This is a genomic window from Methylotenera sp. (genome assembly GCF_029946165.1).
Classification (GTDB): Bacteria; Pseudomonadota; Gammaproteobacteria; order Burkholderiales; family Methylophilaceae; genus Methylotenera.
Window position 1 is genome coordinate 213,903 of record NZ_JAQSDZ010000006.1, and the last position, 21,920, is coordinate 235,822.

Below are 21,920 nucleotides of genomic sequence, written 5' to 3' on the forward strand. Positions count from 1 at the left end.
TGCATGGTGCACGTTTTTATGATTAATGAGTATGAATATTTAGAGGATAAATCCTCTAAATAGTTAATCCAGAACACTACCTTGAACTTGTTCACGCAACTTATTAATAGCCTCAGCTTCGCCGCGCACCTTTAAAAAGGCGCCATCATTATCTGAGCGTTCTTCCAATACTTGGCAACTTGCATAGATTTTCCCGCGCCACTGCTGCGCTGACCAAGGTAAAAATAGCTCCGCCTCAATCAAATCTTGCTGAAAAAATGCAACGATAGTTTGGTGAAGTTTAGCCACATCGTCAGGATTACGTGCGCTCATGACAATGCAATCAGGGTACTTTGCGCGCAGCGCTGCTTCACACTCGGCTTGCGCTGCCGCGTCGCCCACATAATCAATTTTGTTAAAAATACGCAGCCGCGGCACTACATCCGCACCAATTTCCTCAAGCACTTCATTAGTCACTTCAAGTTGACGCACAAAGCCAGGGTCGCTTGCATCAACGACGTGTAGTAATAAAGAGGCATCTAATGCTTCATCTAATGTTGATTTAAACGAGGCTACTAAACCATGAGGGAGGTTTTTAATAAAACCCACGGTATCACTCACAAGAATGCGCGGCACGCTTTCAGGGTAAAGAGAACGTACGGTGGTATCTAACGTGGCAAACAGTTTATTAGCGACCAACACCTCACTACCAGTTAATGCGCGCATCAAAGTGGATTTACCTGCATTGGTATAGCCTACCAGCGCGATGCCTGCAATGCCTTGGCGCTCTTGACGTCTGGCACGTTGCGTTTTGCGCTCAGCATCCATCGCCACAATTTCAAGTTGTAGCTCGGCGATACGATCACGAATTTTACGTCTATCTAATTCAGTTTGCGATTCGCCCGCGCCACGACCGCCTTCACCACTGCGTTGCCGGCCTTGCGAACCTGCCAACTTTGCCGCTTCGCGCATGCGTGGCGCCATGTAGCCAAGGCGAGCAATCTCAACCTGCGCACGCGCCGCACGTGAGCGGGCATTTCGGTGAAAAATCTCTAAAATCACCATGGTGCGATCCATCACAACGCAACCCACTTCCAGCTCTAGATTACGCGCTTGAGAAGGCGATATTTCATGGTCAACCAACAGCGTATTGATTTCTATGTCACCCAAGTTAAGGCCGCCCAAGTTAGCAGCAACTTCTTCGACCTCAGTGATTTCGTATTCATTATTCACATAATCGCGAATTTCTTGCCGCTTACCTGCTCCCAAATAAGCCGTCACATCAAAGCCAGCGCGTTTCTGCACAAAGGTTTTAACTACCGTAAAGCCCAATGTTTTAGCCAGTTCGCGCAACTCGTTTAACGAGGCGTCAAACTCAATGTCTGTGACACTTGGGACTTGAACTGCAGCCACGATGGCGTAATTAGGCTTCTCTTTAACTTCTTTTTGCATGAGGAAATAATATTGATTGATTAAGCGAAGGCAGATAGTACCTTAAAAGCACTAAATAACCTGCATTATCAATGCTTAACCGAATAACCGAATTGATTTTTGTAGGGTGGCGTAATGTGGGTGGAGACGAAGCCGATACCCACAAACAATGTCACAAATAGACAGAAGCAAGCTGGAATGGTAATTAAATAACCAGCCGATAAACCGCCACATTGCTAATCCCCTGTTAACGCGCCTGAGATTAATATTACTTTTGGAGGTTTTCGGCAAGCGGCTGTCTGAGTGTAGCGAGTTTCCGCTTGTCGTCCAAAAGTAATATTAATCTCAGAAAACAAGCGGTAGGGGGTGAATTTCACAACCGACTTAGTGCTTTAGCACTTAGCGAGGTTGGGGATGCCCCTTGCGGGTATACTTTGGTTACTTTCTTTTGGACAAGCAAAAGAAAGTAACTCGCCCGTCGCGCGAGAGCGACAACTTACCTAAGGCTTAATGCCTTTCAGTTAAATGTTGGGCTTCACAAGTTAAGCCCAACCTACCGAGCTTTAGCACGTCCCGCTTGATGAATGGGTTAAGCAATTTTTTGTGAGGGTACACTTTTATTCCACCTTGTTTTTGGATTTACTTCAAAACCTAAATTTTTGAGCCTAGCAACTTCTGTTTTAAGTTTTACAACTGCTTTTAAGAGTTTTTTACCTTTTAAGTTATGGTATTTTTCTGTGGCATCAACAACTGATATAACTTTAGGGCTTGTATTAACAATGTGCCCACATGGTATGAGTATAACGATGTTTCTTTGCGGTTGAATTTCTTGTACTGAGTTTTCACCCATAAGCATAGGGAAGAATATTTCACCCCTAGAATCTTTCGCTTCAATTCGCTCAAGATAAATACTATCTTTTGTTGGGTTAATGATTTTTATCCAAAAGGCAATATAGTTGCCAACCCCATCTTCATTAGGTTCGTCTGATGTACCACACTCAAGCTTTAACCTTGAGCAATTAAACGCTAATTGAACTAGGCTAATTACAGCGGTAAACGGAAACTTAAATAAGGCTTCAATCATTTTGTTGTAATTGCCTAACGTCTGAATTAACCGGCTGGCGCGGTTTTATCGCGCCAGTCCGTGTTGAATGATGTGTTAGCCAACAGGCTGGTTCGTAACAGGGGGTGAAATATGAATTTCACTTCCATCGGGTAACTTAATTCGCTCGGGGCCATAGAAATCTCTCCGTATTCTTAGCTCTTCATAGAGCAGACCATTATGGATATGACTGAAATTCGGCTCGTTACTATTCAGCCATTCATCAGTCATGAAATCTGGTGGTTGAAGCTGGGAGCCTGTTTTTTCTATTCTGGCTTGCCCATAATCCTTTTTATAGCGCGCCCCTTCGTCAGCTTGCTCTGGGTGTTTAAGCGCCGCATCACGGATTTTTGCAAAATCCGAATGAATTTTGTTCAGTGCACCTTGTGCGCATGCCTCAACATGCGTCTTCAGTTTCAAAACGCTTTCAGCGTTTATTGGGTACGCAAGGCACTTGTTGGATACCGCAACCGACACCGGAATAGAAAATCCGCTCGGATTAACGGAGAGGCAAAACTGCAATATTCTCGGCTCGATACTTTCCAGATCATCGTGGGCAACTAACGTATTTCGGAGTTCTACGAGATGGATGTGTATTGCGTTGTCGAAACCTTTTTCGTTTTTTAAGTGACGCACAGGGTAACGAGTTTTTCCAAAAGAGGTTTCGGTTTCAACAAATGGCTTGGCGTACTTGACAACGGCAAAGCAGAAAACAGATGAGAGAAGAATGTGATCACCAGTAGGAATGAGTGCCACGAACCGATCAAACGCATGTAGGGAGCCTACAAGATTCTGATAAGCTTTGATGCCGAGCTTGGCGTCATTGCTGGACTGAGTATGGGCGTTCATTTTGAATTGGTGGCTAACGTTTGACATAAGGGGCGCGCTTTAGCGCGTCCCACTTGATGGATGGGTTATGTTTCATATGCCTGATATTTTTAGTTGAATTTCTCTTTCATGACTTGAGGGAGTTATTTTTAGTTCACAGTTTCCGAGTGATGCTCTTACAGGCCAAGCTGCTTCCTCTCCAATAACTTGGATAGAGAGTAATTCATTAGGAAATGTTATAGGGTAGACCAATGGAAGCTTCTCGACTCCAGGCGCTAACAGAAGCTTTATATTCTGAATTAGTAGCCCATTCGAATACAGCTTGTAATAAGCCGTTTCGTGCTTTATGCCAACCGATGTGGTATTTGCCTTTGGCACTTCTCCCTCTTTTTACAATTTGACTTGAAACTTAACCCCCAACATCTCTATTGCAAATTCAGTTAGTTTGTTTCTGTAATAGAACAAGAGCGCCAGAACCAAAACGGGCCAAGCCAGTGTTTGGGTCATACCGTTAATAAACTCGAGATGGGTCATATGCAATTTTCTGAAACATAACCTAAAATAACCATCCTAAACGACGCTTTATATTCCGTCAAATAGCATAGGCACTATAACAATAGAAAGATGGCCGCATTCTCACAATATCGAATTGGGCTTAAGATCACTAAATTACCTGCATTATAAATGCTTAACCGAATGCTCCATCCGCTCTTGGTTTGAGCAAAATTGGTGTATATATCACCACAAAAACTGCAAAACTTAGTGTCCATAAAATAGCTGCTATTAGCATCCAGCTCACATAAAACTCAGAAGCATATATAGGCACAGCTGCACGGAATAACAGGCTAACAACTAAACCCGCAAAAGCCAGCCCTAACCATCGTGAAGGTTTTCTAACATCTCGCCCAGTATGACCTAATGCTACACGCGACATCATACTGAGCGCCATTAAGCCTATGCCTCCAATAGTGAAAATATGCAAAGTCAGAATAAATAAGCTGCTGTATAGCGCTTGTAAACCGTAAAAGAAAAATCCAACATTAATAAACCAAGCTGATAAATATAAGCTCCACAATAAAGGCACTCTCCATATTCCCGCCGCATGCCAGTTAATTAAGCGATAGCCGTTTAATACAAACAAAGTCCAAGCAAACAGCGCGGTTAAATAAGGTGTTTGTATAAATATAGCGTTGATGAATAATGCGACAAAAAATACCAATATGCTGATGTCTAGCCATTTAGATTGTTTTAGCTGAACTCTGGTATCTGTACCCCGTTCAATAAAGAATGGTATGACACGTCTGCCTATCATTAAAATCAGGCTAATAAACAATAATACCGCGCCATTGATGGCATATTGCATACCGCTGGTGATTACGCCAAAGCATCCAAGATAAAAAACGATGTTGCCCACCCATAATAAGACCACTTTACTAACAACTGCGAGCTGCTTCCATTGTTTAGCTTTAACGATTGGCATAGCAATCGCAACGATTAACATTAAGCCAAATAGTAAGTCCGCACCCGCAACCCAAGGCAATTGAGCAGTACCAAACAGAAATAGCACTCGAGCAGCACACCAAAGCGCAAACAATACCATTAATGGCTTTCCAAATACGGTTGGAACCCCTGTCCAATTTTTAACGGCGGTGAGTAAGAATCCTGCTACTACAGCCATGCCGTAGCCATAGAGCATTTCATGTGCGTGCCACTGGCTGACAGAAATATTTTCAATGCTTACGGAAATATAAGATAAATATATAAGCATCCAAGCGACCATCGAAATAATGGCAAAAATACTCGCGCCTAAAAAGAAAGGTCGAAAACCAAGATTAAATAGTGCAAATTTATTTGCATTTTCTACACTAGGTTTATTAATGTTAATTTGCATAATGTTTAATAGTTCCGACCTAAAATTTAGTGAGCTTGGCTCAACTACGAGAATAAAATTACGTAGATAATAGTAACTTGATTACTCATCATTACTCTTGATTCATCTCAAGAATAAATAAATGTTAATAAATACTTACCCCTTTCAGCAAGCCACCGAATTTTTAACTAGCTTAGACGCCGATTGGGCGCAACTAATCGCGACAGTTGGAGAGTGTAAATTTGAGCAAAAGTCTGAGCGCGAGCCTTACGAAGCCTTAATCCGTGCAGTCGCTTATCAGCAATTACACGCCAAAGCCGCTGATGCCATTATCAAGCGATTAATGGCCATTTATGGTGATGCGTTTCCTGCACCTTCACAATTATTAGCCACCGACTTTGATAGCTTGAGAGCTTGTGGGTTTTCTGCGCGCAAAACTGTAACGATACTCGGCATTGCACAAGGGGCTATTTCTGGGCTTGTTCCCAGTAGAGTCATTGCACATACCATGACAGATGAAGATTTAATTGTCCGCCTATCGTCGCTTAAAGGTATAGGTCGCTGGACGGTTGAAATGTTACTGATGTTCACCATGGCGCGCATGGACGTTCTGCCCGCCGATGATTTTGGGATTGTGCAAGGTTATAAACGACTGAAAAATCTTGAGCTTGCGCCAAAGCGCAAAGAAATCACTGAAATTGGCAAAGCATGGAGCCCGTATCGCACGATTGCTAGCTGGTATTTGTGGCATGTGCCAAAATAGCGTTTGATAATTCAGCTAAATAAGCAGTGCGCCTAATCTATATCGGCAGAGTCACACTAGGTCAATGACGACTCATCGGACTATTTGCATAGTCTTACTGCCTTATTCACAGCACTACTGGCTATTTTAGCATTTAGAATTATTTTACACATTTTTTAACTACCTTTTTATTTTCGAAATTGTTTTAATGTTATAAGTTTATTCATGCATATTTTTACTCGTCACCATCATGCTTTTCTCAAATTATTGTCTTTCCGCATCCTCATGGTATTGGCTTACCAAATTATGGCAGTGGCTGTTGGTTGGCATATTTATGAAATCACCCACGACCCGCTTGCACTTGGCTTAATTGGTTTAGCTGAAGTAGTGCCGTATTTTATTTGCGCACTATTTGCCGGGCATGCAGTGGATCATTATTGCTCACGTCGATTTTTTGGTACTTTAGCTGCTATTAGCTTAGGTATAAATGCACTCACACTTACCGCATTAACCATGGGTTTAATCGGTGATACTGCGACTGCTAGTTACTGGATTTATGGCTCTATCATGCTGACGGGTATAGAACGTGCTTTTATTGCCCCTAGCTACAGCACTCTATTTGCACTTATTTTGGCGCGTAAGGAATACGCCAAAGCCTCGGCCATTGGTAGCTCTGTTTTTCAAGCTGGGCTAATTATCGGCCCTGCGATTGGCGGTTTGCTGGTTGGTTTTGCGAGTAAAACCTTTGCTTACTCAATGGCGGCTACTTTATGTTTGGCGGCTGCCATTGCTATGCGCTCTATTAAAATTGACGAACCACCTGCAGCAACTAATAGCCTGCCTGTTTTTAAAAGCATTGCCGAAGGCTTGCGCTTTGTATTTAGTAATCAAATTATTTGGGGCGCGCTTGCGCTTGATATGTTCGCTGTACTCTTTGGCGGCGCGGTTGCCATGTTACCCGCGTTTATCCATGATGTTTATCATTACGGACCAGAGGCGCTAGGAATATTGAGGTCTGCGCCAGCAATTGGTTCAATAATGACAGGCATCTGGTTATCGCGAAACCCAATCAATCTTCATGCAGGGCGTTGGCTGTTAGCTTCAGTGGCTGGGTTTGGGTTATGTATTATTGGTTTTGGATTAAGTAGCTACATTTGGATGGCTTGCGCAATGCTAGTGCTTTCTGGCATTTTTGACGGCGTTTCTGTGGTGATGCGCACCACTATTTTGCAGCTTGCTATGCCCGATGCCATGCGTGGCCGAGTGTCTGCGATTAACGGTATATTTATTGGCTCATCAAATGAATTGGGCGCTTTTGAATCTGGGTTAGCGGCGCGTTTATTAGGCTTAGTGCCATCCGTCATATTTGGCGGGATGATGACTTTGGGCATAGTCGCTGTAACGGCTAAAGTTGCACCACAATTGAGAAAGTTAGAACTGCACCAATTGCATTAACCTCTATAACTCCCAATATTTTTTAGTCGTGCATTTCTCATTGCATGACTAAATTAATAATTTCCGTCATCTCTTAGGTATGTAGCCATAAGAGTCAAACCCTATTCCTAGTTAGAATAATTAATTTTGTACCAATTAGTATAAATATATTTGACAAACCATTTCATGTGCCCTATTATTTATTTACCACTCGGTATTAAATTAACGCATTCCACATAAAAGGACTCAAAATGGAAACAAAAGTAGCATTTATCACTGGCGCTAATCGCGGCTTAGGTTTTGAAACAGCTAAAGGTTTAGGCGAACTCGGTATAACTCTAGTACTCGGCGTACGTGACATGGCAAAAGGCGCAGCGGCAGTTAAAGAACTGCAGACGCTAGGCTATCAAGCTACAGCCATACATTACGATGCAAGCCAAGCTAAATCAGCAGATGAAGCGTTTGAGTATTTAAACACCCACTATGGCAAATTGGATATTTTGGTGAATAACGCAGGCATTTTGCAAGAAACACTGTTGGCCAACAACAGTAGTTCTGTGAGCATTCAAGTATTGCAAGCAACCTTTCAAACCAATCTATTTGCCGTGATAGACCTGACACAAAAACTATTGCCACTGATCAAAAAGGCACCCGCGGGACGCATTGTAAATCTCTCCAGCATTTTGGCATCACTCACTTTACATAGCATGCCAGATTCACCAATAGAACCAGCAAAAGCCTTTGCCTATAACGCATCTAAAACTGCATTAAATGCTTACACAGTGCATTTAGCACATGAGTTACGTGACACGAATATCAAGGTTAATTCTGCACATCCTGGCTGGGTAAAAACTGAACTTGGCGGAAGCCATGCGCCTATGGAGTTAGCGGAGGGTGGAAAAACCAGTGTGCTGTTAGCAACACTCGCAAATGATGGTGCTAGTGGCAGTTTCTCTCATCTAGGTGAAAACTTACCTTGGTAGTCAATTGATGTGGGGGTTGTAGTGCAGCTCTACAATCTACCCACCGCTCAGTCTTAGTTTATTTCTAAACCCGCTTTGCACAAACATGCTCGCGGGCTTATTTTACTTCCATAAATTGAGCTAATAATCGGCGTGTTTTCCTTGAATCGATTGCCGCAATTATTTGTTATTGTTTACTTACAGTTCAAGCACCAATCTGCCCTAAAGTTTGCGCTTTAACTTGCCGATGTATTAGTAACAGTATGGAAATTATCAAAATAGGAAAGATCCGAATGTAGCTTATAAGCGAGGTGTGAAATGATTATTTATCAAGTGGTAGACGAAGAAAACAAGCTAGTGAGTGAGCACTCACAACTTGAAATAGCAATGCACAGCGCAGAAGACTGGACCGTGTGGTATGAAGATCACTACTATCATGTGGAAGAAGTGACCTTTCAAGAGGCGCACGAGAGTCTAGGCTAAAATTGCTTTTTAAAATGTTATCCCTGCAGATCGTATGTCACATGAATAATCTACAGCTTAAAAACTGACCTTACTTTTTGAGTGTGCTCGATTTTGTTGGAATAACAGAGCCTGAAGGCACTACGACATCTTTGCTCTTCTTAGGTTTTTTGGTTTCTTTATTACTTTTAATTTGACCTTTAGCCATGATAGTTCTCCTAACGTTAAATATAGCTTCATCATAAGCTAATGCGTAAAGTTAAGTGGATTATTTTTTATCCAGTTTTAACTCGGATATCAAAAAGAGACTTCATAAGCCTAAAAAACACCAAGCAAAAAATTTCCATCATTGATGCACTGGTAATCAATCCCATTGATTAAATAACAATATTATAAAAGTTTGCTTAATGTTAAGCGTATGATTTACAGTTAACTCAACTTTTATTTTAGGAAATTATTATGCTCAATATGTATGAAATAGCCATTCCACCTTTGGATCGGGCATTAAGTAATCTAACATCCATTCTAAAAATTGGTGAAGAACACGCCGATGCTAAAAAAATTGAGCATGCTATTTTTCTCAACGCACGACTCTTCCCCGATATGTATCCGCTAATTCGCCAAGTGCAAATCGCCACGGATATGAGCAAGGGTGCCGCAGCAAGGCTAGCTAGACTTGAGGTACCAAAATTTGAGGACAACGAAAGCACTTTTGCAGACCTGTATACGCGTATTGCCAAAACCATTGCATTTTTGGATACAGTAGATTCTGCGCAATTAGAAGGCAGTGAGTCTCGCGAGGTAATAGTTAATGTGCGTAAAATCGATTTGAAATTTAGCGGGCAAGATTACTTATTAAAATGGGTGAACCCAAATGTGTATTTTCACATCACTACCTGCTACAACATCTTACGTCACAATGGTGTCGAACTCGGGAAACCTGATTTTCTAGGCTCAATAAATTAATAAATATGCAAATTCATCGATATCAGACGCATGAATTGAAATAAATTGAAACAACTTTTTTACAAATTATGACAACCAAAACAAAACGTATCTGGAACAATTCGCATATTCTGATTTCTCAGCTATAAATTTTTTGAATATGGAGTTTAGTTTGAAACTTAACCTGATTGTTTTAGCGCTAGCGATTTCTTCACAAAGCGCGCTTGCTTACCAATGTAATACCGTGATGGGTGGTTGCCCAACTGACACTAGCGTTGCTACTTCTACCCATATGCGCTCAGACCTTGGAGTTAAAGTTGCCCCTCCAGCAAAAGCTGCCGTTGCGCCTTCAAAAACAGGTGGTACGGGTAGCACAGGTACAGCAGCCAAATTACCAGCAAAAAAATAATGAAACGGGCGGCTTATTACAAGCCGCTTAGTATTTCAAACATGAATTAATTCCCGCAGAATAGAAAAAATCCCTACAAGCTAATGCTTGTAGGGATTTTTTATTGGCGGAGCGGACGGGACTCGAACCCGCGACCCCCTGCGTGACAGGCAGGTATTCTAACCAACTGAACTACCACTCCAAAAACGATGTGTTTTAATTAAAACACATTTAAACTCGTTTCTCATTTTTTTCAAAAAGAGAAACGATAGTCACACTTGCAGGATTACTGGTGGGTGCTAACGGGGTCGAACCGCTGACATTCGCCTTGTAAGGGCGACGCTCTACCAACTGAGCTAAGCACCCTGCCTGACTAACGAGGTGCGCATATTACATGAAATTTAGAAAAATTTCCAAGCATGATTGAATAAAACTAGAATAATTTGCAATTTCTATAATAACTCACCATTTTGATTGAAATTTAGCTAGCACGATCATGATTTACATAGGATTAGCATTAGGGAGCTAATGCTTTGTTTCTTGATGCTAAAGACTGCATTCCCAATCGAAAACTGGCTTAAGTTTATGATTTCGGCATCACTATTTAAAGATGATTAATCTCTGCAGATTTTCTAACCGACACGAAGATAGACAGAAAAATGACACCAGTCACGCAACCGAAAATTTAAAAGATTCTTAGGTGGTTAATTGAATGAAGCGGCGAGTATATTCGCCCGCCATTAATCCTGATTAAATGACACAATCACCTCGCGCGAGGCCAGCACAATCTCGCGTAGAAAGCATAGCAGTGCCAAAATCACCGAAAACATAGAGGTGATAAATGCCAGCAACACGATATGCGGCATCTTAAAACCAGTCTCGACAGAAATAAACAAAGCCGCAATAGAAACGCATACACTTAAAGCCGCCAGGGTCGCCAAGCCGATCGCCCTTCTAAGCCATTTAGTGCGTTTTATAACAATCTTAAACTCGTGGCTAAACTTTTCTCGCTTATCACGCGGCATATCATTTAACAACCGCGCACGGTCTATAGATCGCCCCAAGCGGCCAATCAATACACCGAGAATTGAGCCAATACCCGTCAGTAGAAATACAGGTGCAACTGCATCGCGGATGGCCTCAGACACGGCGTGAATTTCGGTGATATTGGCAATCATGATTGTTGAGTTGTACTCGGCAAAGAAGGGGGAATATTTAATAAATCCACGAAATGGAATTTAGCCCTAATTCCCAAGCCAGTCAATTTATATATAGGAGTAAATTTATCTACACGGACAAAAACAGAAAAGGAGCCGAAGCTCCTTTTTTGCTAATTGGGGTTTGCCACCAATTATTAAAACTATGTAAATTTAAAACTTATATAAATTTGGTCGGCGTGGAGAGATTCGAACTCCCGACATCCTGCTCCCAAAGCAGGCGCGCTACCAGGCTACGCTACACGCCGAAGGCCGGCACTATACTTATAACAGCTGCCAACGTCAAGACCCTGGATTTAATTAATATAAAAAAGATTTGCCCTCAATCAATCCCACCTTGAGCTAAATCACCAAAAGCGTATGATGTTATAGTGAGAAATTAAATTTAACGGTAGGGAAAGGGAAAATATCATCATGGCCAATGACTCAAAAGACCGTAAATTTAACGAGCATGTCAAAGCGATTGAAGAGCACAAATCCATGCTAGATAAACTTCATTTAGAAAGTGACATAGATTTAGCAAAAGCTAAATCCTCGCTTGAAAATATTGCCATAACATTGGAAGAGTACTTAAAAGTTATTGGGGTTCCATAGTTATTTTGATCATTCATGGCCTCTGAATAACACCAAACAAGACTTAGGCCTATTGATGCTCTCTCCCCTTGTTGCTATTCTTCATTAACTCTGCTTCTAAGGCCTCTACAGGCATAGGCTTGCCGAAAAAGTAACCCTGAAATGCTTTGCATCCCAGTTTAATTAAGTGTTGCTGCTGCTCTTTAGTCTCTACGCCTTCTGCTATTACATCCATATCAAATTGCGCAGCCATAGTAGTCACCATTTGAATAAGAAAGCTATCTTTAGTGCTTTCAAGTGCATTTATGATAAAACTACGATCCATTTTCAGTTGATTAAAAGGCAATCTCCTCAAATAACTCAAAGAAGAATAACCCGTGCCAAAGTCGTCCATGGATAAAATAAATCCAAGCGCTTTCAATTGTTCCATTTTAGCTATAGCATCCTGCATATCTCCAATCACTATGCTTTCGGTGAGTTCCAACTTTAGCTTATTTGGAGAAACTCCGTAGCGATAAGTAATCGTTCTTACATCATCAACAAAAGTGCTTTGCTGGAAATGATAGGCGCTAATATTGATGGCTATAGATAAACCACTAGCAATATCTGTAGTTTCCCAAACCTTAAGTTGTGCACAGGCTGTTTCCAGTACCCATTTCTCAATGGCTACAATCAAACGGATCTCTTCAGCAAGTGGGATGAACTCCATTGGATACACGAGTCCTCGTTCAGGGTGAATCCAGCGTATTAATGCTTCAACCCCCACTGGATGAGCATTACTGTCGACTTGAAGTTGGTAAAATAGTCTAAATTCATTATTTGGTAATGCCTTTAGCAATGAGTGCTCTAATGCAACGCGCGCATCCAATGCTAGCTGCATGGCTGGATCAAAAAATCTCTGCGTATTTCGACCTGCTTTCTTGGCCTCATACATCGCCATATCGGCCTGAGTGAGTAATGCTTTGCGATTGCTCTCTCGACCATGAAACATCGTCATGCCTATGCTTGCTGAGGTGTAATACTCAAAGCCTTCAAGCAAAAAAGGTGAATTAAAAGCTAACACTATTTTGTCACATACTTTTTGGATACTTAACGCAGTCAAATCAGCTTTGTCACTAATATTTTCTAACATGATAATAAATTCATCGCCACCAAAACGAGCAACAGTATCACTTTCACGCAAACACGCTTTTAATCTCTCTGCGATCTGAATAACTAGCAAATCACCGTAATGATGCCCTTTGGTGTCGTTAAGATGCTTGAAGTGGTCGATATCAAGATATAACAATGCACCATACTGACTATTGCGTGCACTTGCCACTAGCGCATGGTCTAGCCTATCGATCATTAAGCGTCGATTAGGAAGCTTAGAGAGTGAGTCATAGAAAGCAAGATTATAAATCTCCTCCTCTGACTTCTTACGCTCACTTATGTCGAGGAAACTTCCTACATAATGACTGACATTTCCAGTAGCATCACTAACAGCAGAGATTGAAAGTAATTTTGGGTATATCTGATTATCTTTGTGTTTATCCCAAACTTCTCCTTGCCAGAAGCCTTCACTTTCTAGCTTTTCATACATTACCTGATAAAAGCTCTCATCGTGATATCCAGAGCTGAACATAGAAGGTTTATTTCCAACCGCTTCCTCAGCAGTAAATCCGGTAATCTTAGTAAACGCTTTATTAATGCGTAAAATGTTTCCTTCCGCGTCGGTAACAATAATAGCCTCTTGAGAGTCGAATGTAGTAGCTGCTAATTGAATCTCTTTCTCTACAAGTTTTCGCTCACTGATATCACGAACAAATGCAAAGTTGTACTCCATGCCCTCATATGCGATATAATTAGCTGAAACTTCAGCTGAAAAAGTACTACCGTCTTTGCGCTTTTGCACTGTTTCAAATGAAAGTGATTTTAAATTACGTAATATCCTCCAATGCTTAGGCCACTCATCTTTGTTATAAAGAATATCTATATCAGACACTCCTAACATCCTCAGTTCCTCAGCCGAGTAACCCAAGTTTCGACATGCAACCTCATTAGCATACAAGACCCTACCTTCGGCATCTAGCTGATAAACTGCCACAGAAGACTGGTCAATAGCAAATTGGGTGAGTAAAAGATTCTTTTCGGTCTGTTTGCGAAGAGTAATGTCTTGTACTGAACAAAAAACTAGCTCTTCAGTTTCAAATGTGAAGTAATTAGCGGTCACTTCGACAGGAAAAATCGAGCCATCTTTACGGCGGTGGCGCGACTCAAAAATAGCCAACTCATTTTGTTTAATGTAATCAAAGATGGGGGCGATCGTTTCTTGAGTCTGATCTGGGTCAAAATCCCAAATATACTTTCCAAGTAATTCATCCTTAGCATATCCAAGACTGTGAGATGCAAAATCGTTTGCCAATCTAACATTACCGCTGGATCCGATCCAAAAAAAGGCATATTTACTCTTTTCAATGGCCGTAATTGCGAGAAGAAGATTTTTTTGCATGGCGCGTTGTTCAGCGATGTCTTTAATAAAAGACCATATATAGCCATTGCCCTTCGAATCTGTCAGCATGACTCCATTAAGAAGAACGGGAACCAAAGCTCCATCCTTACGAATATATTCTTTTTCATACGACCCATATTTGCCCGTCTTTTTTACAGACTCTAGTTGAGCAATATCATTCACCTCATAACTTTTTGGGGTAAGGGTCTTGTAGGAAAGGGTTTTTAGCTCTTCTTTAGAGTAACCGCATATAAGACTAAAGGCGCTATTGGCGTCAACAATGTTTCCATGTATATCTGTTAGCGCAATTCCCAATGGAGAGTGCTCATAAAGAGTACGTAACTGCTCCTCACATTCCAGTAATTTATTGTTGATATTTCTTCGCTCTGTAATATCAACCATGTGAACAATAAAATAGGGCTGTTGCTCATTAAGATTTTTAATAGGTGAGCTAAACACTTCCATAAAAACCATATTCCCATTTTTATGAATATATGTATCTTCAAACGATGATTGAGTTGCGTTTGGTGTAGTTATTCGCTGAATAAATTCTAATTTAGTATTAACTGAGTGATGGGAAGTAATCTCATCGAAAGAAAGGTGGATCATTTCTGAATGACAATATCCTAAAACCTGACAGAGACAGTTATTGACTTTCTCAATACGCCCTTGCATGTTTATTAAGCAGGTTCCGATGTTAGCGTTTTCAAAAATATCATCAAATAAATTTGCATATTCTTGGAACGTCTTGCCATTATTCTGGGTAACTTTCATTATTATTTCATTTAACTCGAGTTGGGTAGTTAAAGTGATTATTACAGAAAATTACAGATAGTTACAACCTAGTTACAATTAAGTATAATCTCTATATAGAGTACTATTGAAGGGCTAGGGGGCGCACGAAAAAAAGGGGCTTCCTATTGTGGTCGATAATATTAGCGCCTAAATAATCTGCTGGAATTCATGTGGTATACAACTTGCATCTTAATAATTAACCTTACGAAATAAACAGTATTGGGCATAAATTAACAGCTAAACTATGATATACGCATTAAAAACCAGACCGCCTAGAACTCCCTACCTTATTGATTTAATTAGAATAGTGGCAGCTTCATTCCTTGGAATTTACCTAATTTCAGTAAGCACGATAGTTTTCGCCGAAAGTAATGAAAATCTGACAGAAATTGACATTGAAAGCCTACTCTCAAAAGAAGTTATTACTGCATCAAAGATTGTTCAGCAAGTTAGCGACTCCCCCTCAGCCGTCAGTATTATTACGGCTAAAGATATTAAATCTTATGGCTATCGTACTTTGGCCGAAATTATTAATAGCATGCGTGGTTTAAATACCTCTAGCGATCATGTTTATACCTATATGAGTGGTCGTGGCTTTGGGCGCTCAGGAGATTATCCTGGTAGAGTAATGTTGCTTATTGATGGTTACCAAGGGAATGATAATTTATATAATGCATCTTATCTTGCTTCTGATGGCTTACTCGACACTGAACTAATAGAACGAGTTGAGTATGTTTCTGGCCCAGGCGCAGTGATCTATGGGAATGGCGCTTTTTATGGAATTATCAATGTCATTACGAAGAAAGGCAGTGACTTTGGAGGTTTACAAGTAGCCATTGATGCGCAAAGCCACGATGGTTACAAGGGTAGAATAACCTATGGCAATAAGCTAGATAATGGCGCTAATGTATTGCTCTCCGTTTCCGGTTTCCACAGTCAAGGGCAAGATCTTTACTTTAGCGCTTTTGATACGCCTGCAACTAACTTTGGTGTAGCCAATAATCAAGATGAAGATAAAAATCGTCGATTATTTTTTAAAGCTAACTATCAAAATTGGTCTTTGGAATCTGCTTATGTCAGTAGAAAAAAAGATGACCCCGCAGCCTCTTACGGTACAGATTTCAACAGCAAGCCAGGTTATTTACAAGATACCAATGCGTTTATTAACCTCAAGCATGAAGTGGAGTTGAGTCAAAATTTAAAAAACGCATCTAGGCTTTACTATGGACAATACATGTATTCTGCAAAAAGCACATCTAGTGGTGAGCCTTTTGCAGAGAATGATATGGGGAGGTGGTGGGGTGCACAAACAACCTTCGCTTACACTGGTTTTGCTAATCAACAGCTTGTTTATGGGTTTGAATATCACAGCGATTATCAGCAAGACTTTTATCTCCCCACTGGCAACATAAAACACGATAGTTATATGTGGAGCGGATATTTGCAAGACGAATATAGGTTGAACAACGAATGGGCAATCAATGCTGGTGTTCGCGCAGACTATGGTGGTAAAAACGCAAGTGACATAAGCCCCAGAATAGCGGCAATATATTCGCCCACAACAGATATCGATATTAAGGCATCCTATTCAACTGCATTTAGACGTCCTAACCAATATGAGAAATATTACGATGATGCGGGTGATTCGCAACTTGCCAATCCAGATGTAAAGAAAGAGCAAGTGTCAGCTTCAGAACTAGTATTTGAGTATCGGCCAGATAATTTCAGTAAGTTTTTAAGTTCATTGTTTTTTTATAGAACAAAAAATTTAATCGAAGTTGAAGATTCAACCGTGTTGCCAGGTTTGCTGCAAGCACAGAATGCAGGAACCAATAAGACTAGAGGATTCGATTTTGAGTATGAGAGAAAATTAAGTACATCGTCTCGAATAAGGGCAAGCTATGCATGGCAATATGCCAGAGATGATGGAGGTAAATGGCTGGTGAACTCTCCTAAAAATTTAGCTAAATTGAATTATGCGCAAGCCTTGTTTAACAACAATCTACATACTGGAATTGAAGTCCAGTATGTTGGTAAGCGTTTAACTGAGCAACTAAATATCTTAGGTAGTTATGTTGTCACCAATTTGAGTTTATATAACACCACATTCATCAAAAATACCACGATTTCAGCAAGCGTTAAAAACCTGTTCAATAAACATTATTCTGTTGCTGCGCCTGATTTTTATACGCCAGATAGTTTTGAGCAAGATAATCGAAACTTTTGGCTTCAGCTGACTTACGATTTTAGATAATCATGAAGCACTTAAATCATACTTTTTGCTCATTGGCCTTGCTAGTTTTGCCTGTGCAAGCTAATACCATACTCGTTGATGAGCGGGATATGAAGGCCGCGCTAATCTATAACTTTTCCATCTACACCGCTTGGCCCGAAGCGAATAGCAATAGTTTTAATGTTTGCACATTTGAAGACGACCAAGAAAATATTAATACAAGTCTGCTTGAATCAAAAAAAATTAATGGCAAGCCTATTCATTTTGAAGTGATTCGCGATGTGGCAGATATCCAAAACTGCCAAGTGCTTTATGTAGAAGAAGCAAGGCAAATCTACCACAGTAAATATTCACAACTAATCGATAAATTAGCCATTTTAACCATTTCAGAAAATAGTCATCGTTTAAATAATTCCAGCATTATTAATATCAAGCTAGAAAATAAAAAATATAATTTTACTATTAATAATCAAGCGGCTAAGCAACTAAACCTGCTGTTGAGTTCCAAGCTTCTACGGCTTGCATCCAAAGTGTATTAGCATGTTAAAACCTTACTTTGAGAAAAGAGTAATCAAAGAAAAACTACTGCTCATGAATTTTCTAGTAGTAGGTTTTGCCATGTTATTTTTATTTGTATTAACGGTGGCTTATCAATATGCGACTTATAAAAACGAGCTGATTTCCAACCTGAATTCACAAATTTCAGTGATTGAGAGTAACCTTGGCTCTGCTATTGCTTTTGAGGATATAGTCACCGCAAATGAGATTTTTCAGACATTACGATTAGACAAAAGTGTTGATAAAGCTTATGTTCAACTCGAAAATAACAAAATATTTGCTGAATATCAAAGAGATAATAAATCGGGGGAGATTAATGTACCATTAAGTAAATCAGCTATAAAAAATGGTGACGTGCACATTACTAGAGACATTATTGTCAATGGTATGTCTCTAGGAAGCTTGCATTTAGATGCAAACCTAAATCAGGTTCGATATCGCATCAATATTTTCTCATTTTTCTTAATGATAGCCATGTCAGTCGCTGTGCTATTAGCTAAATATGTTTCAAATAGATTAAGTCGATTCATCACTGAGCCCATTATCTATTTAGAGCAATTGGTAACGAAAGTTACTAAAAACCACGATTACTTCCAGCGATCAACGATTCATTCCATCGATGAAATTGGTGCGTTATCTATAGGTATCAACAACATGCTGGATGGCATTCAACAGCGAGATAATAAGCTGCTTGATGAGCTTGATCGTAGAGCCAAGGTAGAACAAAAGCTGGATCGCCTAGCCTATACAGATAGTCAAACAGAATTATCAAACCGCCATGCTTTCACTGCCAGCATTAACAGATTAACGGGATTTGGGGATGATGGTATTGAGCATTTTTATTTGCTCTTGCTAGATTTAGATAACTTTAAAGTTGTTAATGATAGCTTTGGTCACGACATCGGCGACCAGCTTTTAAGGCAGTGCGGGCAACGTCTGCATTGGATGCTTAACGAAGAAGACTTCGTGTTTAGAATAGGTGGTGATGAATTTGCCATCGTATTAAAGGATGTTAAATCTATTGATGATGTTGAAAAAGTATGTGGCCGCATCACTGAAACTATATCGCAAAAATTTATGGTGAATGGTCACGAAATATTTGTGGGGGTCAGTATCGGTATTTCACAATACCAAAATCGTAACTTTTCAGAAACAAATTTGATTAAAAATGCCGACATTGCTATGTATTGGGCAAAATCTGCGGGGAAAAATACTTTTAAATTTTACTCAGATGAAATAGAAACAGCGAATTGCTTTTTTCAAAAAATCACCACTGATTTACATAATGCTTTAAAAGATAATGAATTTGAGCTTCTATATCAACCCATTATTAATGTAAAGACTGGGCACATGGTGGGTGTAGAAGCCTTATTACGGTGGCACCATCAAGATGAAGGCACCATCAGTCCTGATATTTTTATACCCATAGCTGAAAAAAATGGACTTATTGCACCTATAGGTGAGTGGGTGATTAGAGAAGCGCTTAAGCAACTTAAAACGTGGGAGAGATTAAATGGGCCACAATTATTTGTGAATGTAAATGTTTCGGCACGTCAGTTGTTTGATAAACGTATCATTGATGTAATTGGTGATGCTATTTTAGAGTTTGAGGTAGACCCAAAATGCATTAACGTAGAGTTAACCGAATCTAGTTTGATGGAAGATGTAAATAGAGCAATAGTCATACTCAGAGAGCTTAAAAAATTGGGCGTGGGCATTGCTGTGGATGATTTTGGTACTGGACACTCCTCAATGAGTTATCTCAAGCAGTTTCCAGTGGACACCATTAAAATTGATAAATGCTTTGTAAGAGGCATACCCCAAGACGACGTTGATGTAGCGATTGTGGAAGCGATTTTTGCATTAGCCAAAAGCTTGAAACTAGATGTCGTTGCAGAGGGTGTAGAAACGGAAGCCCAATACGATTTTCTTAAACATAAAAACTGCGCTAAAGTGCAAGGCTATTTGTTTAACAGACCATTGCCCGTAATAGAAATAGACCGATTACTGATGCAATCAAATGAAATAAAGCGCTTAATTGAAATGGAGATGTATGAAGATGACGGATAACATTCATTTTGATGCATAGGTGGCACTTGGCAGTGATTTTAGGACGCATAGCAATATTCTTATTTGCTTGTGTTGTAACAGTTGAATAACTTAAGGTTTATACATATGAAACGTATTCTTGCTACGTGCTTTAGCAATATACATTGCACTATCAGCTGTCTTTAATAAGTGGGTGGTATCGCTAGCAAAATCAGGGCAGGCACTAATACCGATACTGGCGCCGACCACCACAGGATGCCCTTGCAATATGGCGGGTTGTGATATAACAGAGATTATTTTTTAAGCGATCTTCACCGAGGTTTCTAGATCCTTGACGTTTTCAAGAATCACTGCAAACTCATCTCCTCCAATACGGCAGACCATATCGTTGTTACGCAGTATTCCAGCAAGGCGGTTACCGACCTCTCGTAGTAAATCGTCACCGATATGGTGACCGAGCGTGACCTTGACGATTTTGAAATCATCAAGGTCAATAAACATTAGGCAGCAACGCATTTGGTAGCGTATTGCGTTAGAAACCGCTTGTTCGATACGCTCTTGGAAAAAATGTCGATTTGGCAGACCAGTCACCGCATCGTAGAAAGCAAGTTCTTGTAATTTCTCATCACGCTCTTGTAGATTGGACATCATGCCATGGAATGCACGCGATAGGTCACCAATCTCATCAGTTTGCGTGGTCATGGGACGTACGTTGTAATCCTGTTTTTCTGTCACATGATTGACGATGCCCATCAATTGCGACAAAGGATCGAGAATGGATTGTCTTAGCTTTGCCGCTAGCTTTAGAGAAACAGCTAAGCCAATGGTTGTAGCCAGAAAAATAACCAACGTGTAAATGATAACGCTTCTGTAAAATGAATCTAGGCTAGTTTCCAGTGTAAGTGTGCCAACAAACTTGGAGCGTAGATAAACTGGTTTGCTTAACCTGAATCGGTTCCACGTTAGCTCTTCCGTTGGTGTGCGCAAGACTTTTGCTTGGATAACTCGCATAGAGGGAATGTTTTTGCGCTGGTATGTTGCAAGCACCGTACCATTTTCTAGTACTAGTGTGGCACGCAACATATCGGGTGAGGATCGCAAAGTTGCTAGGGCTTCGGAGGCCATGGGGATATCTTCAAAAGCCATTGCTGCTGCTGCGCTGTCGCTTACGATTTCGGCTTGTATTCGAATCTCCTGCAGGTTATTTTGGCGTTTATCATAATATTCATAAGCGTACATTATGGATATGATAGGAATGAGTGCCATCATAATCACCAGTACATTTATGAGTACCAGTTTCCTGTGAATTGATTGGTTGTTAAACCATGCACCTGGTGTCATGATTAGCTAACACTCCTCGCCAATCGCAGCGCTTTTAACCAAGCCCCTCCTAAAAAGTCGTTGTTTGGGTCAGATCTAAAATAAAGCCCGCGCATGCTCTTAAGGATGTCGGATAGTGAGCAATAGCAAAAATCGTGAATGTCTTGTGCAGGGACAACAGAAACGGCAGAGGGTGCATCGCTGATTTGTCGGACGATATGGCTGGCATGTGCAAAGACTACGCTTGGCAGCAGCGTGACAAGGACAAGGCAAGAAAAAATGGGTGGGCGAAAACTCATCTAGTTACGAATTTTTATTATAACCATAATGTTATCATAGTTAATTATGACACCATAATACCCACAATAACTTACTGTCAAGTAAAGTTCGAGCTATTTTAGAAAAATAAAGTAATCGTTCGGCCAAATATTTTTTAAGCAGAAAGTCGTCAAATAATTAAATAAAAAAGATAAATTTAAAATCCGCCTTAAGCTAGGAAGCAATGCATTCAACTTATAATTTTAAATATTGAATCGCTTAA

16 protein-coding genes, 3 tRNA genes and 1 pseudogene are annotated in these 21,920 nt (G+C 40.4%); 10 read left to right on the forward strand and 10 right to left on the reverse strand.

All coding sequences use genetic code 11. The annotated features are described in order from the left end of the window. Positions 1-63 precede the first annotated feature (63 nt). The 4 genes from hflX to PSV17_RS05250 form a co-directional block, all read right to left on the reverse strand. Positions 64-1,431: a GTPase HflX gene (hflX, locus tag PSV17_RS05235; RefSeq protein WP_300480304.1), complete on the reverse strand. Its 1,368-nt coding sequence runs from the start codon at positions 1,429-1,431 to the stop codon at positions 64-66. Positions 1,432-1,999: 568 nt separating this feature from the next. Beyond that, on the reverse strand, positions 2,000-2,494 hold the full coding sequence (locus PSV17_RS05240) for a hypothetical protein (RefSeq protein ID WP_300480305.1): 495 nt from the start codon (positions 2,492-2,494) through the stop codon (positions 2,000-2,002). A 75-nt stretch (positions 2,495-2,569) separates the two neighbouring features. Then, positions 2,570-3,388: a hypothetical protein gene (locus PSV17_RS05245; RefSeq protein WP_300480307.1), complete on the reverse strand. Its 819-nt coding sequence runs from the start codon at positions 3,386-3,388 to the stop codon at positions 2,570-2,572. Between the two features lie 640 nt (positions 3,389-4,028). After that, on the reverse strand, positions 4,029-5,231 hold the full coding sequence (locus PSV17_RS05250) for an NnrS family protein (protein ID WP_300480309.1): 1,203 nt from the start codon (positions 5,229-5,231) through the stop codon (positions 4,029-4,031). A 121-nt stretch (positions 5,232-5,352) separates the two neighbouring features. On the opposite strand from PSV17_RS05250, the gene PSV17_RS05255 reads away from it, so the two are divergent. From PSV17_RS05255 to PSV17_RS05280, 6 genes are all read left to right on the forward strand, one after another. Continuing rightward, on the forward strand, positions 5,353-5,973 hold the full coding sequence (locus PSV17_RS05255) for a DNA-3-methyladenine glycosylase (protein ID WP_300480310.1): 621 nt from the start codon (positions 5,353-5,355) through the stop codon (positions 5,971-5,973). A gap of 204 nt (positions 5,974-6,177) precedes the next feature. Further along, positions 6,178-7,407, forward strand: coding sequence for an MFS transporter (locus tag PSV17_RS05260; RefSeq protein WP_300480312.1), 1,230 nt, complete (start codon positions 6,178-6,180; stop codon positions 7,405-7,407). A 230-nt stretch (positions 7,408-7,637) separates the two neighbouring features. Beyond that, positions 7,638-8,369 (forward strand): SDR family oxidoreductase, encoded by a 732-nt coding sequence (locus tag PSV17_RS05265; RefSeq protein ID WP_300480313.1) that lies wholly within the window; start codon positions 7,638-7,640, stop codon positions 8,367-8,369. 297 nt (positions 8,370-8,666) lie between these two features. After that, positions 8,667-8,831: a hypothetical protein gene (locus PSV17_RS05270; RefSeq protein ID WP_300480314.1), complete on the forward strand. Its 165-nt coding sequence runs from the start codon at positions 8,667-8,669 to the stop codon at positions 8,829-8,831. Positions 8,832-9,269: 438 nt separating this feature from the next. After that, a complete protein-coding gene (locus tag PSV17_RS05275; protein WP_300480316.1) occupies positions 9,270-9,776 on the forward strand; it encodes a DUF1993 domain-containing protein in 507 nt (168 codons plus the stop codon). Positions 9,777-9,927: 151 nt separating this feature from the next. Then, on the forward strand, positions 9,928-10,164 hold the full coding sequence (locus tag PSV17_RS05280) for a hypothetical protein (RefSeq protein ID WP_300480318.1): 237 nt from the start codon (positions 9,928-9,930) through the stop codon (positions 10,162-10,164). Positions 10,165-10,268: 104 nt separating this feature from the next. Here the strand turns inward: PSV17_RS05280 and PSV17_RS05285 are convergent. The 4 genes from PSV17_RS05285 to PSV17_RS05300 form a co-directional block, all read right to left on the reverse strand. Continuing rightward, a tRNA-Asp gene (locus tag PSV17_RS05285) sits at positions 10,269-10,345 on the reverse strand. Between the two features lie 88 nt (positions 10,346-10,433). Next, positions 10,434-10,509: transfer RNA gene (locus PSV17_RS05290), tRNA-Val, on the reverse strand. Positions 10,510-10,883: 374 nt separating this feature from the next. Beyond that, on the reverse strand, positions 10,884-11,321 hold the full coding sequence (locus PSV17_RS05295; protein WP_300480321.1) for a DUF2721 domain-containing protein: 438 nt from the start codon (positions 11,319-11,321) through the stop codon (positions 10,884-10,886). 210 nt (positions 11,322-11,531) lie between these two features. After that, positions 11,532-11,608, reverse strand: a tRNA-Pro gene (locus PSV17_RS05300). A 166-nt stretch (positions 11,609-11,774) separates the two neighbouring features. Here PSV17_RS05300 and PSV17_RS05305 point away from each other — a divergent pair. After that, positions 11,775-11,954 carry a hypothetical protein gene (locus tag PSV17_RS05305; protein WP_300480324.1) on the forward strand — a complete coding sequence of 60 codons (180 nt, stop codon included), beginning with the start codon at positions 11,775-11,777 and terminating at the stop codon, positions 11,952-11,954. 49 nt (positions 11,955-12,003) lie between these two features. Here PSV17_RS05305 and PSV17_RS05310 read toward each other — a convergent pair whose 3' ends face one another. Continuing rightward, positions 12,004-15,198, reverse strand: a complete 3,195-nt coding sequence (locus PSV17_RS05310) for a PAS domain S-box protein (RefSeq protein ID WP_300480326.1) — start codon at positions 15,196-15,198, stop codon at positions 12,004-12,006. 265 nt (positions 15,199-15,463) lie between these two features. On the opposite strand from PSV17_RS05310, the gene PSV17_RS05315 reads away from it, so the two are divergent. The 3 genes from PSV17_RS05315 to PSV17_RS05325 are packed head-to-tail and all read left to right on the forward strand — an operon-like array spanning position 15,464 to position 20,080. Continuing rightward, positions 15,464-17,473 (forward strand): TonB-dependent receptor, encoded by a 2,010-nt coding sequence (locus PSV17_RS05315; protein ID WP_300480328.1) that lies wholly within the window; start codon positions 15,464-15,466, stop codon positions 17,471-17,473. Positions 17,474-17,475: 2 nt separating this feature from the next. Next, positions 17,476-17,991 (forward strand): YfiR family protein, encoded by a 516-nt coding sequence (locus PSV17_RS05320; RefSeq protein WP_300480331.1) that lies wholly within the window; start codon positions 17,476-17,478, stop codon positions 17,989-17,991. A 1-nt stretch (position 17,992) separates the two neighbouring features. Further along, complete coding sequence (locus PSV17_RS05325; RefSeq protein WP_300480333.1) at positions 17,993-20,080, forward strand: EAL domain-containing protein; 2,088 nt, start codon at positions 17,993-17,995, stop codon at positions 20,078-20,080. A gap of 90 nt (positions 20,081-20,170) precedes the next feature. On the opposite strand, the pseudogene PSV17_RS05330 reads toward PSV17_RS05325, so the two are convergent. Beyond that, positions 20,171-21,400, reverse strand: a pseudogene (locus PSV17_RS05330) (diguanylate cyclase). Positions 21,401-21,920: the final 520 nt, after the last annotated feature.